Annotated in this window: 13 protein-coding genes; 4 read left to right on the top strand and 9 right to left on the bottom strand. The window is 39.7% G+C overall.

Translation table 11 applies throughout. From position 1 onward, the window contains the following. Positions 1–5 precede the first annotated feature (5 nt). From proB to gpt, 3 genes are all read right to left on the bottom strand, one after another. Positions 6–1,109, bottom strand: a complete 1,104-nt coding sequence (gene proB / locus BT797_RS01485; protein WP_075470937.1) for a glutamate 5-kinase — start codon at positions 1,107–1,109, stop codon at positions 6–8. Between the two features lie 186 nt (positions 1,110–1,295). Then, positions 1,296–1,706 (bottom strand): sigma factor-binding protein Crl, encoded by a 411-nt coding sequence (crl, locus tag BT797_RS01480; RefSeq protein ID WP_045109020.1) that lies wholly within the window; start codon positions 1,704–1,706, stop codon positions 1,296–1,298. A gap of 226 nt (positions 1,707–1,932) precedes the next feature. After that, the gene (gene gpt, locus BT797_RS01475; RefSeq protein ID WP_045109019.1) at positions 1,933–2,394 is read right to left on the bottom strand and encodes a xanthine phosphoribosyltransferase; all 462 of its coding nucleotides are present in this window, start codon (positions 2,392–2,394) and stop codon (positions 1,933–1,935) included. Positions 2,395–2,719: 325 nt separating this feature from the next. Between gpt and BT797_RS01470 the strand changes: the two genes are divergently transcribed. Both BT797_RS01470 and BT797_RS01460 read left to right on the top strand, forming a co-directional pair. Further along, entirely contained in the window at positions 2,720–4,177 is a 1,458-nt protein-coding gene (locus tag BT797_RS01470) for an aminoacyl-histidine dipeptidase (protein ID WP_045109018.1), read from the top strand. Between the two features lie 393 nt (positions 4,178–4,570). Beyond that, positions 4,571–4,975: a hypothetical protein gene (locus BT797_RS01460; RefSeq protein WP_244534091.1), complete on the top strand. Its 405-nt coding sequence runs from the start codon at positions 4,571–4,573 to the stop codon at positions 4,973–4,975. 60 nt (positions 4,976–5,035) lie between these two features. On the opposite strand, the gene BT797_RS01455 is transcribed toward BT797_RS01460, so the two are convergent. The 3 genes from BT797_RS01455 to BT797_RS01445 are packed head-to-tail and all read right to left on the bottom strand — an operon-like array spanning position 5,036 to position 9,274. Continuing rightward, the gene (locus BT797_RS01455) at positions 5,036–5,797 is read right to left on the bottom strand and encodes a phosphoadenylyl-sulfate reductase (RefSeq protein WP_075470935.1); all 762 of its coding nucleotides are present in this window, start codon (positions 5,795–5,797) and stop codon (positions 5,036–5,038) included. Beyond that, on the bottom strand, positions 5,790–7,478 hold the full coding sequence (cysI, locus tag BT797_RS01450) for an assimilatory sulfite reductase (NADPH) hemoprotein subunit (RefSeq protein WP_045109016.1): 1,689 nt from the start codon (positions 7,476–7,478) through the stop codon (positions 5,790–5,792). The genes BT797_RS01455 and cysI overlap by 8 nt, the downstream gene beginning before the upstream one ends. Further along, positions 7,478–9,274 (bottom strand): assimilatory sulfite reductase (NADPH) flavoprotein subunit, encoded by a 1,797-nt coding sequence (locus BT797_RS01445; RefSeq protein WP_045109015.1) that lies wholly within the window; start codon positions 9,272–9,274, stop codon positions 7,478–7,480. Before BT797_RS01445 ends, cysI begins: the two co-directional genes overlap by 1 nt. 243 nt (positions 9,275–9,517) lie before the next feature. Here BT797_RS01445 and BT797_RS01440 point away from each other — a divergent pair, with 243 nt between their 5' ends. Together BT797_RS01440 and BT797_RS01435 are read left to right on the top strand one after the other, a co-directional pair. Further along, on the top strand, positions 9,518–10,291 hold the full coding sequence (locus tag BT797_RS01440) for an enoyl-CoA hydratase (protein WP_075470933.1): 774 nt from the start codon (positions 9,518–9,520) through the stop codon (positions 10,289–10,291). Positions 10,292–10,579: 288 nt separating this feature from the next. Then, positions 10,580–10,930 carry a DUF3802 family protein gene (locus BT797_RS01435; RefSeq protein WP_045109013.1) on the top strand — a complete coding sequence of 117 codons (351 nt, stop codon included), beginning with the start codon at positions 10,580–10,582 and terminating at the stop codon, positions 10,928–10,930. Between the two features lie 83 nt (positions 10,931–11,013). Here BT797_RS01435 and ilvN read toward each other — a convergent pair whose 3' ends face one another. The 3 genes from ilvN to BT797_RS01420 form a co-directional block, all read right to left on the bottom strand. After that, entirely contained in the window at positions 11,014–11,508 is a 495-nt protein-coding gene (ilvN, locus tag BT797_RS01430) for an acetolactate synthase small subunit (RefSeq protein WP_045109012.1), read from the bottom strand. Continuing rightward, positions 11,505–13,232, bottom strand: a complete 1,728-nt coding sequence (locus BT797_RS01425) for an acetolactate synthase 3 large subunit (RefSeq protein WP_045109011.1) — start codon at positions 13,230–13,232, stop codon at positions 11,505–11,507. The genes ilvN and BT797_RS01425 overlap by 4 nt, the downstream gene beginning before the upstream one ends. A 370-nt stretch (positions 13,233–13,602) precedes the next feature. After that, positions 13,603–15,243: a putative bifunctional diguanylate cyclase/phosphodiesterase gene (locus BT797_RS01420; protein ID WP_045112377.1), complete on the bottom strand. Its 1,641-nt coding sequence runs from the start codon at positions 15,241–15,243 to the stop codon at positions 13,603–13,605. Between the last annotated feature and the right edge of the window lie 135 nt (positions 15,244–15,378).

Here is a 15,378-nt window from a genome sequence, read left to right as displayed (position 1 = left end):
CTTCCTTAAAATAAAACTAAATCATCGCGATGTATGGCAACAGCACCGTAACCGTAGCCTAACTTACTTTCGATATCACACGAATGACAACCCGCAATCGCGGTTAACTCATCGCTGGTATAGCGACAGATCCCACGACCAAGTAATTTTCCTTGTAATGTTTGCAGCTGAACAACATCACCACGTTTAAATATTGCTGATACTTCGGAAATACCTTTCGGTAATAAGCTACTGCCTTTTTGTGTCACCGCATTTACCGCACCGTCATCAATAATAATGACTCCCGACGGAGGAGGGCCTGCAAGGATCCATTGCTTACGACTTTCTAATGGACTGATATGCGAAGGAAATAAAGTGCCTACTCGTTTGCCTTCAGCAACACGCAGCACAACATCTTCAGCAACACCAGCTGCAATAACAACATCAATACCTGATCGGCAAGCAATTTCAGCCGCTTGTAACTTAGTAGCCATACCACCAGTGCCTAAACCGCCGACAGTACCGCCTGCTAACTGACGTAATTCATCGTCGATAACATCAACAACTTCAATCAGCTTAGCATCGGGGTTGTTACGGGGATCAGCTGTAAACAAGCCTTCTTGATCAGTTAACAGCATTAGCGTATCTGCATTCGCTAAAATAGCCGCAAGTGCCGATAAATTGTCATTATCACCCACTTTAATTTCAGCTATAGCGACCGCATCATTTTCATTAATAATCGGCACAATTCGATTATCTAGCAATGCTCGCATAGTATCGCGCGCATTTAAAAATCGTTCACGATCATCCAGATCAGCACGTGTTAGCAACATCTGGCCGACATTTAAACCGTAGATATTAAACAGGCTTTGCCAAATAAAAATAAGCTGGCTTTGACCTACAGCGGCCAACATCTGCTTATTTGCCATGGTGGGGGGCAATTCAGGAGCACCTAAGTGTTCACGTCCGGCAGCAATTGCTCCTGACGTTACAACAATAATATCATGCCCTTGTTTGTACAATTGCGCACATTGACGAACCAATTCAACCATGTGTGCACGATCTATTTTCGCCGTGCCACTGGTTAATACACTGGTTCCTAATTTCACCACTATGGTTTTCTTAGCCATTTAACTCATTCTCGTTACTCACTTAACAAGTATTTTGACCTGAGAACTGAATTTATACAATAGGGAAAACTTTATAGGTGGGGAAAGTACAGCGAAACACTGTACTTTTATAAGATCCAACGTGGCATTTATTATCAAACAGAAGGATCAAGTACTATTAGCAACAATAAAGATCTAAACAACCCGTTAGGCCGCTGATAAAATAAGGGTCTTAGCCAAAATTAACGAAGGTTTTAGGTTCAAAGTTAATTGACCGGTTAAACAAACAGATAATTTTTCATAGAATTGATTTAACGACTGAGTAACGTCATGTTGATAAGTGTCAGGTATCGGCGCTGCAATCCACTCACCAAGCTTGTTATAAATACCAAATTGATAATGATATTCAAACGTATCACTAACTAACTCCATCTCTAGCCACCATCCATAAAACTCACGAAATTCAGGCTCAATCTCAGCATCAATGCAAATGCTAAAACAATCAAAATAAAAAGAGGTTGGTTGGCAGTGATGCTCTCTTAAATAAGGACCAAGTGCATTTAAAATACGAATACGCTTACGGAAATAGATCAGATCGGGGTCATTCAGTATTGGCATAATGATTATCTCTTATTTGCTTATCGTGATGAATGAAGAGCGATAAAGGAGTCTCTCTAAATGTCAGGAAGAACTGTTAAGCATAGCTAATAATCAATAGTGGTCAAATAATAAAACTAAAATTAAGTCATTTTTCAGAATATAATATTAAAAGATAACAGCGTCGCAATTTACAACGCTGTTTAATAACGATAATACAGACTGACCTATATCCTAGGTAGTTTAATTAATCTTGCTTGCAGATTGGTTCTACAAATTCAATCGCCATATCCCAAGGTAACTCAATCCAAGTATTCTGACTAATAGCAGTAACAAAGTCGTCAACTAAATGCTCACCAAGTGGTTTCGCATAAACAGTCACGAATTTAGCTTTAGGATACATTTTACGAATTGTTTTCGCTGTTTCGCCACTATCAACTAAATCATCAATAATAATAAAACCTTCACCATCACCTGGTGCAGATTTTAATACTGTCATATCACGCTGATGATCGTGGTCATAACTTGAAATACATACAGTATCAACATGACGTAAGTCTAATTCACGCGCAAGAATAGCTGAAGGCACTAACCCACCACGACTAACCGCAATAATACCTTTCCACTGTGTTGCAGGAAGCAGCTTACGAGCAAGTTTACGCGTATCACGCTGTAAATCATCCCAAGATACTATAAATTTATCACTCATTTAACCAACCTCTATATACACTTAGCGAACGAACTAACGTGTAACTATATAAAATCATCAACGAAGGGTTTATGTACAAAAAATCCCTGATTTGTACACTCAATTTGCAACCCGTAAAGATACCAGCACTTGACCCGAAGGACAAGTTACCAGCTGCTAATTACCCCTTTTTGAGCATGATAAAACGACAACTTGTTTACGGTATCGCAGAACCATAGATTAACACAGTGCATTTGGAATATTCCCCTTTACTATCTCAATAAACTGGAACATCCTTTGTGCCATGCTAAATATAATGATTCATTCTAATTAAGGAGCTACCCTAGTGGCAAATTTAAGTAATTTAGAACCGCAAATTGTCTGGAATATTTTTGAGCAAATGTGCGCGCATCCACGCCCATCAAAACATGAAGAAAAGGTGTCTGCGTGGATCCAACAATTAGCTAAAGATCATAATGTTGAATGTAAAGAAGATAGCGTTGGTAATCTTATCTTACGTAAATCAGCTACGGCAGGCATGGAAGATCGTAAAGGTGTAGTTCTACAAGCGCACATGGACATGGTTCCGCAAAAAAATTCAGATACCGAGCATGACTTTATTACTGACCCTATCGATGCTTATGTTGACGGCGAGTGGGTGACAGCCCGTGGTACAACATTAGGTGCTGATAATGGTATTGGTCTAGCAGCAAGTCTTGCGGTTATTTGTTCAGACGATATTGAACATGGCCCTCTCGAAGTTCTCGTTACTATCGACGAAGAAGCAGGCATGACTGGTGCGTTTGGTCTTGAAGCGGGCTGGTTAGAAGGTGAAATCTTACTGAACACAGATTCAGAAGACGAAGGCGAAGTTTACATGGGTTGTGCTGGCGGCATCGATACAACAGTGTCTTTCCCTATCGAACGTGAAGACACTCCGACGGATCACCAAACATTTGAAGTATCTATTTCAGGCCTAAGAGGTGGTCACTCAGGTGTTGATATTCACCTTGGTCGCGGTAATGCCAACAAATTATTGGCTCGTCTTTTAAAAGAAGCTGGCCGTGATATGGGGGTTCGCCTTGTTGAGATTAACGGCGGTTCACTACGAAACGCAATTCCACGTGAAGCTTTTGCAGTTATTACTGTTGCGCCAACACAACGAGAAGAGTTTAAAGCGTGTTTAGAATTCTTTGCTAAAACAATTAAAAAAGAGCTTACAGCGACAGAACCTGATTTTTCAATCTCACTGTTCCCAGTTCCAAATGAACCGACAGTGATGACTCAAGATTGCCAGACTCGCCTTATTACTGCACTTAACGGTGTATTCAATGGTGTACTGCGCATGAGTGATGAGATTGAAGGGGTCGTTGAAACATCATCTAACCTCGGTGTAATTCAATCACGCGGTAAAGCTGTGCATATTCAATGCTTGATCCGCTCTTTAGCCGACTCTTGCCGTCTTGATGCACAAGAAATGATCGCATCGGTATTTGAACTTGCGGGTGCAGACGTGAAGTTTGACGGTGCTTACCCAGGTTGGAAACCAGATACCAGTTCACCAGTGATGCAGATTATGCGTGACGTATATGAAAAAGAGTTTGGTTCTGTACCAAAAATCATGGTTATCCATGCAGGCCTAGAGTGCGGTTTATTCAAGACATCATACCCAACGATGGACATGGCGTCATTTGGCCCAACGATCTGTTTCCCACATTCTCCAGATGAGAAAGTGAACATCAAAACTGTAGGCATGTTCTGGAAATACTTACTGGCGATCCTAAAAGCGATCCCGACGAAATAACGACCCCCCTTTATAAACCGCACTTCTCACATTGTTGATAACATGCGGTCAATGACAACAAAGCCAAGTTAACCACTTGGCTTTTTTATAGCTAGAATAGTAATATAAAACCAATTAACTTCCGATTGTACATAGCCACCGAAAAAGCATTTATAGTTCCATGACCCTACTTATGTTTACCCTGACCTCCTTGTTATTTGTTGTTGCCTTGTATATAGACATGCATTTAAGTATTAAAGCCGCGACCATTGTGAAATACAAAATTGATACAATAACCCAATTACTTCACAGCTAATAGTTACTACTCGTATATCTATTGAGGGATGACGCGGCTAAGCAATATTTGCTACAATTTAGTTATAAAACCGATCCGATTGAAAGAAAAAGCGAGTGATGATGAAAAAAATACCCATTTTAATAATCAGCCTAGCAAGTTGCTTTTCGACATTCGCAGTTCAAGCAAATAACGCAGATGACGCATGGGATGCTTCTAAAGAGGCCATGGGAGAAGCATGGGATAAAACAAGAGAAGCAACCAATAAAGCAATGGAAGCCGCGAAAAGTAAAACGGAAGAACTATTAGAGAATAGTACGGATAACAGCGATGAGTGGTTCGAATCCTTAAAACAAGGTGCAGAGTCAGGCTGGGATAAAACTAAGCAAAAAATAGAAGAGTTGCAAAAAGAATTAGATGAAGCCAAAAAATCAGCATCAGAAGAAAATGAAGAAAAAGAGACACAATCAACACCAGAAGCAGCGCCGGTTGATAACACAACGCCTGAATGGCAAAAAGCTTAGTTCTAACGAGTCAGAACTAAGCCTTATTAACAACCAAGCGATATTAGTGGCAGCTTGAACTTAAATTCCGCTACCACCCACTTCATCATTTTCTTCATGTAGACCACACTCACGCTTCAAACCAAAGAAGCGTGTTTCTTCTTCCGTCATCCCAGGTTGCAGCGGTTGTGACGTATGCACATCACCGACCGAGACATAATTCTGCTCCCACAACGGATGATAATTCAACCCATTATTTTTCAGATAATAATGAATTTCTTTATTGGTCCAATCAATAATAGGCAAAAATTTAAAACAGCCATTTTGAATAGACAATACCGGTAATGCTTCGCGACTTGATGACTGACTACGGCGTAATCCAGAAAACCATACTTGCGCACCTAATTCTTTAAGTGCGCGTTTCATTGGTTCTACTTTATTAAGCACATTATATTGCGTGATCCCTTCAACACCCTGCTCCCATAACTTACCATAACGCGACTCCTGCCAAGCAGGTGACTGTGGCGCAGTATATATTTGTAAATTAAGGCTTAGCTGCTGAGTTAACTCATCAATAAACTGATAGGTTTCAGAAAATAAATATCCTGTATCGGTTAAAATAACCGGAATATCAGGCTTAAACTGTGTTAACAAATGTAAACATACAGCGGCTTGAATACCAAAGCTCGATGACAATACTAACTTGTCACCCAACTCAGTGGCAGCCCAGTCGACACGTTGCTCTGCGGTCATCTCCTCTAGCTGAGCATTAACCACAGCTAAAGCTGCTTTCTGGCTCGCCTTATCTAACGTTAATAATTCATCTAGGTTCAATCTAGCCATGGAAATCTCTCGACGCTATAATTACAGGTTTAATCACTTCACGACGTACCACGAAATCACCGAAACGTTCGTCTGGTAATGCATTGGTTGCCCATTCAGCAATTAATTCATCAAGAATCGTTAAGATCTCAGTTTCACCAATATTCTCACGATACATCTTGTTTAAACGCATGCCGTTATTCTTCGCGCCCAAATACATATTGTATTTGCCCGGACCTTTACCAACAAAGCCAACTTCCGCTAAAAATGGACGACCACAACCATTGGGACAACCTGTCATACGCATCACAAAGTGCTCGTCAGGAATACCGTGTTTTGTTAGCAAACCCTCAACTTTAGTCACCAATGATGGTAAATAACGTTCTGCTTCAGCCATTGCTAACGCACATGTCGGCAGTGCAACACACGCCATTGAGTTCAAGCGTTGCTGACTTAATTCGTCGGAGTACAGACCATATAAACGTGCGAGACGTTCGATTTGTTCTTTATCTTGCTCTGCTACACCGGCAATGATTAAATTTTGGTTGGCTGTCATTCTAAAATCACCTTGGTGGATCTTAGCAATTTCAACTAACCCTGTTTTAATTGGATGTGTTTCGGTATCAACAATACGGCCATTTTCAATAAATAGAGTTAAATGCCATTTATTATCAACGCCTTTGATCCAGCCAAAACGATCTCCACGAGTGGTAAATTCAATTGCTTTTGGTGCTTCGAACTTAATACCTGAGCGTAGTTCGACTTCTGCGCGGAATTTATCCACACCGTTATCTTCAAGTGTATATTTCAAGCGAGCACGTTTACGATCAGTACGGCAACCCCAATCACGTTGTACTGTTAATACCGCTTTCGCGATTTCAACTGCATCTTCTGGTTTTACAAAACCAAAATCATCGGCCAAACGCGGGAAAGTATTCACATCACCATGCGTTGTTCCCATGCCTCCACCAACTAATACATTGAAGCCTGCTAATTTACCGTTATCACCAACCGCTACAAAGTTTAAGTCATTAGCGTGAATATCTACATCATTGTGTGGCGGGATAGCAACTGCAATCTTAAATTTACGCGGTAAATAAGTTGGTCCATACATAGACTCAACCTCATTACTATGCACTTTTTCACCGTCTAACCAGAGTTCTGCATACGCATTGGTGTTTGGTAATAAGTCATCACTTAAACGAATTGCCCACGCATAAGCTTCTTGATGTAATGCTGATTCAACTGGATTTGGCGTACACATTACATTACGGTTCACATCACCACATGCCGCAATCGAATCTAAGTTAACCGACCCCAACGCTTGGATAAGTGGTTTCACTTGTGGCTTTAAAATACCGTGATACTGAAACGTTTGACGCGTCGTTAAGCGGATGCTGCCATAAATAGTTAAATCACTGGCAATACGATCGATCTCGAGCCATTGTTCAGGGCTACAAATACCACCAGGAACACGTGCTCGTAACATAAAGCTATGACGAGGTTCTAATTTTTGTTTCTGACGTTCGGCACGAATATCACGATCATCTTGTTGATAGAAGCCATGGAATTTCGTTAATTGCATATCATCATCTGACAGCCCGCCAGTGATTTGATTCGCAAGACCTTCAGCAATGGTGCCACGTAAAAGGTTACTTTCCGTTTTAATGCGTTCGTTAACCGCTAATTTCTTGTCGCTCATCAGTAAACATCCCTCTGATAACGTTTATTTCGACGTAGTTCAGCGACATACTCTTCTGCTTCACTACGCACTAATTTACCTTGTTCTGCTACAATCTCGATCAATGCTTCATTCACATCTTTCGCCATTCTATCGCCATCACCGCAAACATAAACATGTGCACCTTGTTCTAACCAAGTATACAGTTCTGCGGCATTTTCACGTAAACGGTCTTGTACATAAATCTTCTCGGCTTGGTCGCGTGAGAACGCTACATCCATCTTAGTCAATAGACCCGATTTCAAGTAGTCCTGCCATTCAGTTTGATACAAGAAGTCATCAGTAAAGTGTTGGTTACCAAAAAATAACCAGTTATTTCCTGCAGCTTCACGTACATCACGTTCTTGTACAAAGGCACGGAATGGTGCAATTCCAGTACCAGGACCAATCATGATCACAGGTGTATCATCATTATTTGGTAAACGGAAGTTATCGTTATGCTCAACAAAGACTTCAACCTCAGCCCCTTCTTCAAGACGTTGAAGGAAACCAGAAGCACCACCAATGCGTTGCTCACCACTTTGCTGATAATCAACTACTGCAACCGTTAAATGAACTTCGCCTTCTGCTTCATTAGGACTTGAGGCGATTGAATAAAGACGTGGTGTTAACTTGCGTAAACCACTAAGCAATTGCTCTGCTGTTAATTTTGCTTTCTTTTCGTCAATCACATCTAAGATTTGGCGACCATAACAATAGTGACGTAACGCTGTTTTATCATCGAGTAATTTTGCTAATTTTTTCGAACCCGATATTTCAGCATAAGCCTGAATGAAGCTTGGATAACTCTGGGTTAATTCGAAACGATTAATCAGAGCATCACGTAAACTTTCAGTTTCATTCGCCACGGTAACGGTTTGTGTTCCATCTAATTCCAGTTGTTCTAAAATAGCATCGACAAGGATTGGATCATTCTTAAACCAGATCCCTAATGCATCACCAGCCTGATAGCTTATCCCGGAATCTTCTAACGCAATCTCAACATGACGAATGTCTTTACCTGAGAAACGTCCAGTAATCTTTTGATTCACTAATAATTCGGTTTTATATGGCTTCTTTTTAGAATAAGAATTCGCGACATGATTCGTCGCTACAGCGGCAATAGGAGCAGTATCAGTGGTCGCTTCTTTTAACGTTGTTTTAACAGCTGTAAGCGCCAATTCACTCCATATTGCAACCGCGTCATCATAATCAACATCGCAGTCTGCACGAGCAACGACAGCTTCAGCACCAAGGGCTGCTAAGCGTTCATCAAACTCTAATCCCGTTTGGCAATAAAATTCATAACTTGAATCACCTAATGCACAAACACTATATTTAAGTTCAGGTACTTTGGGCGCTTTCTTAGAGGCCAAGAACTCATGAAAGGTAATAGCATCATCAGGGGCTTCGCCCTCACCATTCGTACTCGCAACAATCAGCAAGTGCGATTCTGTTTTCAATTCTTTGGCTTTATAATCTGCCATATTAACAAGTCGGGCTGGAATACCTTGCGCTTGTGCCTGTTCATAAAGTTCTTCCGCTACGCCTTTAGCATTACCGGTTTGTGAACCAAATAAAATAGTCACACGTTGAGCAGGTTGAGAAACCGCTCCTTGCGCTTGTACTTGACCTCCAGATGCTTGACTTATCCCTGCCAAATACCCACTGACCCACGCGGTTTGCGTCGGAGACAAATCATTAAGTGCTAATTGCAATTTCGATAACTGCAGTTCACTCAACGGACTCGTCAATGATGATAGTTCCTTTAATAGCATATTACGGCTTCCACTGTGCTGAATTAATTAAAGGTTAACGACTGTTAAGGATAACCACAAAGAATAAATAATGATTTTTTATTCCTTTTTGTTATATGAAAACTACTTGGCTTGAGTATATATAACAAATAAACCACAAACATTATTAACATACCGCCTACCTAGCCTTAACATTAGCAGTTCAATTAAAGCTGTTTACATGGCAAAATAGTGGTTTATAAACACCATTAGCAGGATGAACAAATGGCAACTTATTTACTAACACAGTTAAATGAACAAGGCGTATTAACCTTAACCCTTAACCGATTAAATAAGCTCAATGCATTTAATAGTACATTTTATACTGAGCTAACAGAGGCTTTTAGCCAGGCCGATACTAACCCTGCTGTGCGCGTAGTGATACTTAGAGGTTCAGAGAATTGTTTTTGTGCGGGTAATGATATGGCCGACTTCATGAACGGGATGGACTTTTCTAAAGACCAGCCATTAGTACAATACATGCTTACCTTATTACATTTCACCAAACCAGTGATTGCGGCTGCAGCTGGCCCAGCTGTTGGTATTGGTACGACAATGTTAATGCACTGTGACCTAGTTTACCTTGCCGAGAACACTGTACTTCGCTTACCATTTACAGATCTTGCAGCTGTGCCTGAATATGCCGCAAGTCTGATATTACCCCGAATGGCGGGCCATCAGCGAGCATCTGAAATGATGTTGCTTGCCGACAAATTTGATGCACAAACAGCATTAGAAATTGGTCTTGCTAATAAAATATTACCTGCGGATGAATTATTTGCGATGGCAGAAAAAAGCGCCTTAAAGCTCGCAGCTAAAGCCCCTGCTTCATTACGTAACACCAAAAAATTAATGAAAGCTGAGTTAATTAGCCAGATAGAAAAAGTGATCCATATTGAGCTAGCGCATTTCTCGACAGCACTTGAAAGCGAAGAATCAAAAGAAGCAGTGAGCGCATTTATGCAAAAACGTAAACCAGATTTCTCACGATTCAATTAACAGATCAGATTTGTACTAACAGCCCAAGTTGGTACCTACTTATAGGTACCCGCTTGGCTACTAACAAATACAGTTATGAATAAGACACAAATAGAACAGAAAATTACGCTTTGTTTTCTGTTCTACTTTACCTCTCTAGATGGTCAGCGCATAATTAAGCCTTATACATGTTTATATTCCAATGAATATTAACAACCTATCTTGAGTTGTTAATTATACCCCCCGCTTTTCGCGGCATATATACGGTGTAATAACATGTCATTCTTATATTTAACGCGGTAAATAATTATGATAACAAACAGTGATGGTTATATTCAGCTTATCCATTTTTTAGCTGACAACTTAGCTATTTTTGAAAACCATAGCCAACAGAACGCTTCAACAACAGATACAATTGGGGATATTTTTTCTGAACATATCGCCAGTAATACTATGACTGTTTGTAATCAACATCAGCAGCTTACTGAAAAGCACCGCTTTGTGATTATCCGTGAAATAGACGCGATTGTCGGTGATTTAGAAGAAGTATTATCAAGTGCTTGGGATGTACCGCCAAGTAATGAACAAATGGCATTTATCGAAGAGTTTGTAGGTTTAATGAAGAATCTATTTGATAGTGAAATATCTAAATTAGTATAAGTGTCCTAACGTAGTAAATTAAGCTTAATAAAAAGCCAGCTCATATTATATGCGCTGGCTTTTATAGTTATGATAACGCTATATTATGCTTTTAAACAGCGTTCGCCACGTGCGATACCACAAACACCACTTCGAACCACTTCAACAATCTCAGTATGTGATGCTAATGTTTCGATGAAAGCATCAAGCTTGTCGCTGTCACCCGCCAGTTGTACGGTATATAAAGAATCCGTGATATCAACAATTTGCCCACGGAAAATATCTGATGTACGTTTCACTTCTGCGCGTACAAAACCTGCAGCTTTTACTTTAATAAGTAATAGCTCACGCTCAATATGCGCACCTTCAGTCAGATCACTTACTTTTAATACATCAATCAGCTTATTTAATTGCTTCATGATTTGTTCAATCACAGCACGGTCACCGTTCGTGACTAACGTCAAACGTGATAATGTTTCATCATCTGTCGTTGATACAGTCAAAGATTCAATGTTATAACCACGTTGTGAGAACAGGCCAACGATACGTGACAAAGCACCCGATTCATTTTCTGTTAATATTGAAATTATACGTCTCATGATGTGGTTTTCTCCGTCTTACTTAAATACATATCGTCCATTGCGCCATATTTAATTTGCATCGGATATACATGTTCTTCTGGATCAATAATAATATCCATAAATACAACACGATTTTTATTTTCTTCCGAGAAGCACTCAGCAAACGCATTATCAAGATCTTCAGGTTTACTTACCTGAATACCAACGTGATGATAAGCTTCTGCTAATTTAACAAAATCAGGCATAGACTCCATATAAGAATGAGAATGACGACCATCATAGAACATTTTCTGCCACTGCTTAACCATGCCTAGCGCACCGTTATTCAGGGTAATAATCTTCACCGCAATACCATACTGTAGGCATGTAGATAGCTCTTGAATGTTCATTTGAATTGAACCATCGCCCGAGATACAACATACAACTTTTTCTGGGTGTGCAATTTTAGCACCCATAGCTGCTGGGAAACCAAAGCCCATCGTGCCGAGACCACCAGAGTTGATCCATTGACGCGGTTTATCATACGGATAGTACAAGGCACCAAACATTTGATGCTGACCTACATCCGAGGCAATAATCGCTTTACCCTCTGTATGTTTATATAAGCCTTCGATAACGGCTTGCGGTTTAATTGACGAACCTGTTTCATAACTTAAGCATTGCTTAGTACGCCAGCCATCAATTTCTTTCCACCACGTACCACGCTCTTCCTTATTGGCCGTAACTTGCAGTTCATCAATAATCTCTAGCATCTGCTCAACAACCACTTCGATAGAACCAACAATTGGAATATCTGCATGGACTGTTTTCGAAATTGACGTTGGATCGATATCTACATGAATGATTTTGGCGTCTGGACAAAATTTATCAATCGCATTCGTTACACGATCATCAAAACGTGCACCAAGGCAAATAATAAGATCCGAGTTGTGCATCGTCTTATTCGCTTCAAACGTACCATGCATGCCTAACATGCCGATATTTTGTGGGTGTGTGCCTGGGAATATACCCAGTCCCATCAAAGTATTCGTTACCGGTAGGTTTAGCTGTTCAGCAAATTTCAGTACTTGCGCTTCAGCATTTGCAATAACTGCACCGCCACCAACATACAACACTGGTTTTTTCGCAGTGGCAATCGCTTTAACCGCTTTACGTATTTGTCCTTTATGACCCGATTTAACAGGATTATATGAACGCATAGAGACGTTTTCAGGGTATTTGTACGGAAATTTCAATAATGGATTTTGCGTATCTTTTGGTAAATCAATCACTACAGGCCCAGGACGACCTGTTGATGCGATATAATACGCTTTTTTGATTGCATCAGGAATATCAGCAGCAGTTTTACATAAAAAGCTGTGCTTCACGACAGGACGAGAAACGCCCATCATGTCCGTTTCCTGGAATGCATCGTTACCGATCATTGAGGTAGGAACCTGACCTGATAAAACAACAAGAGGAATCGAGTCCATATATGCTGTTGCAATACCTGTAATACAGTTTGTTGCACCTGGTCCAGATGTAACAAGGACCGTACCAACTTTCCCTGTTGAACGTGCATAACCATCTGCAGCATGTACTGCTGCTTGCTCATGACGCACTAAAAAATGTTCAATTTGACTTGATTCGAATAACGCATCATAAATATCAAGAACAGAGCCACCAGGATAACCGAAGATATGCTCAATACCTTCATCTTCCAGTGAGCGGATTACCATTTCGGCACCAGACAACATTTCCATAAGCAGGCCCTCCCGGCCCATATCCTAATTCTAGTTTGACAACTGTCCACATTGTAACAAATTGGTTACAAGTTTAAACTTCCCATTGAATTAGATTTAACTTTATTTTTATTGGTTTATTTATTGAAATTAACAAAATAAAATCATCTTTAAAAGTGATATGAGAAATTAAATATCAAAAAAATTCATCATCATCTCTAATAACGATATATTTCGGTCTGAAATTAGGAGGGAACAAAGAAGGTTTAATTATCAAGTAACTGATTTAAAATAATAAAATATACATATTAAGATATTAGTCATGTAATAGCATAGCTCAACGTAAAAACAACCCACTTAAAAAATAACTAAATTAATGAAAGATATTTAATTATGCCAATGGTTGCTCAATCATTTCAATGACCATATTTTCATTTCGGTTCGCCAACCACATATTTAATGTTGATAATGACATCGGTTTTGCGTACCAATATCCCTGTACCTTAGAGCAACCTTGCTTTAACAAAAATTCAGCTTGCTCGATCTGTTCAATACCTTCACCGAGTAATTCTAGTTTTAAAGCGTCACCCATCGCACAAATACCTTTGACAATATTCTGACTACGCTCTGAATCAACGACACCTTCAATAAAACTACGATCGAGCTTAATGCCATGAAATTGAAATTTGTGTAGGTAGCTAAATGAAGAATAACCGGTACCAAAATCATCAATCCATAATTTAATACCTAAATTATTTAATTCACGTAAGACACGTAAATTATGACTGTCTGCATTCATTAATGTTGTTTCAGTGATCTCAAAATGGATCTGACTCGGTAATAACGAATAACAAGCCAAAATACTTCTAACATTATGTACAAAAGCACGATCAGCAAGTTGCTGTGGCGCAATATTAATGGCAATAAAGTAATCAGGATTACTCACCTGCAACAAAGACAAATCACTACAAACCTGCTTAATAATCCACTGTCCCATAGGCACAATAAGACCGGTTTTCTCTGCAACAGGAATAAAGTCATCGGGTGGTACCAAGCCTCGAACCGGATGATTCCAACGAATTAACGCTTCAAATCCCAGTTCCTTTTCTGTGGCGATATCAATAACGGGTTGATAATAAATTTCAAACTCTCCCTTACTAATCGCCGTATTAATCTCTTGTTCTAGGTTTACTCGATACTCTAATTCTCGCATGTATTCTGGTTTGAAAAAGGCAACGCCATGCTTTCCAGACGCCTTTACTTTGTACATTGCCATGTCTGCTTTTCTCAGTAATGCATCGCTACAAGTACCATGTTCAGGACTGATACTGACACCAATACTGACACCAATAGATATACTCTCACCAGACAACTCAATTTTTCGGCGAACGTTTTTCAGCAGTTTGTGCAAGATAGGCGCGATATCGTTGACTTCTGAAATACCCATAATGAGAATAGCAAACTCATCGCCACCAATACGGAAAATATTTGTCTTATACAAATTCGGTTGTGGTGTGTTATCTAACGATAATTTAATACGTTGCGCTATGATTGCGATAACTTGATCGCCCACTTTATGACCTAATGTATCATTGATATTTTTAAGGTCGTCTAAATCCAGAATACATAACGCAACCTTACCTTTTCCCATACTCGCATCAAGTTTCTCTAAAAATTTAAAGCGATTAGCTAACCCAGTGCCACTATCTAAATAAGCCGATAGGTCCAGCTCTACAAGTTGCCCTTGCAGGTTATGTAGTTCCAAATTTATTTTCCGCAAAGTCCGCTTATAACGATACGCCTTATAGGCACACACCACCCCCATGACACTAGCAAGCACGGTAATAATTGGTGAACTCTGAATACTCATACTTACATGGTACAGTTCTAATAAAAAGAACCAGGCAATATCACTGGAAAACATTAAAATATAAAAACAAGAAAATAACGCAAGTAAGCCACCTAATACAATTGAGGTGAATATTACTTTACGCCATTGACGCGAATAATTTTTGGTATTAAGCCTGTTCATATTAGCACTATCCATTGTTACCAATCTGCTTACCCATATTGAGTTAAGATTAGTCTAGATAAATAACAATGGCGTGAATAATTTACGACGCTTAGTAAGAAATAGTCGAAAGTGTTAGAGCAATAAATATTACTA

Origin of the sequence: Moritella viscosa (assembly GCF_900120065.1) — a bacterium.
GTDB lineage: Bacteria > Pseudomonadota > Gammaproteobacteria > Enterobacterales > Moritellaceae > Moritella > Moritella viscosa.
The sequence above is the reverse complement of the archived record's forward strand: the minus strand, read 5'-3'. Positions and strand labels throughout refer to the sequence as shown.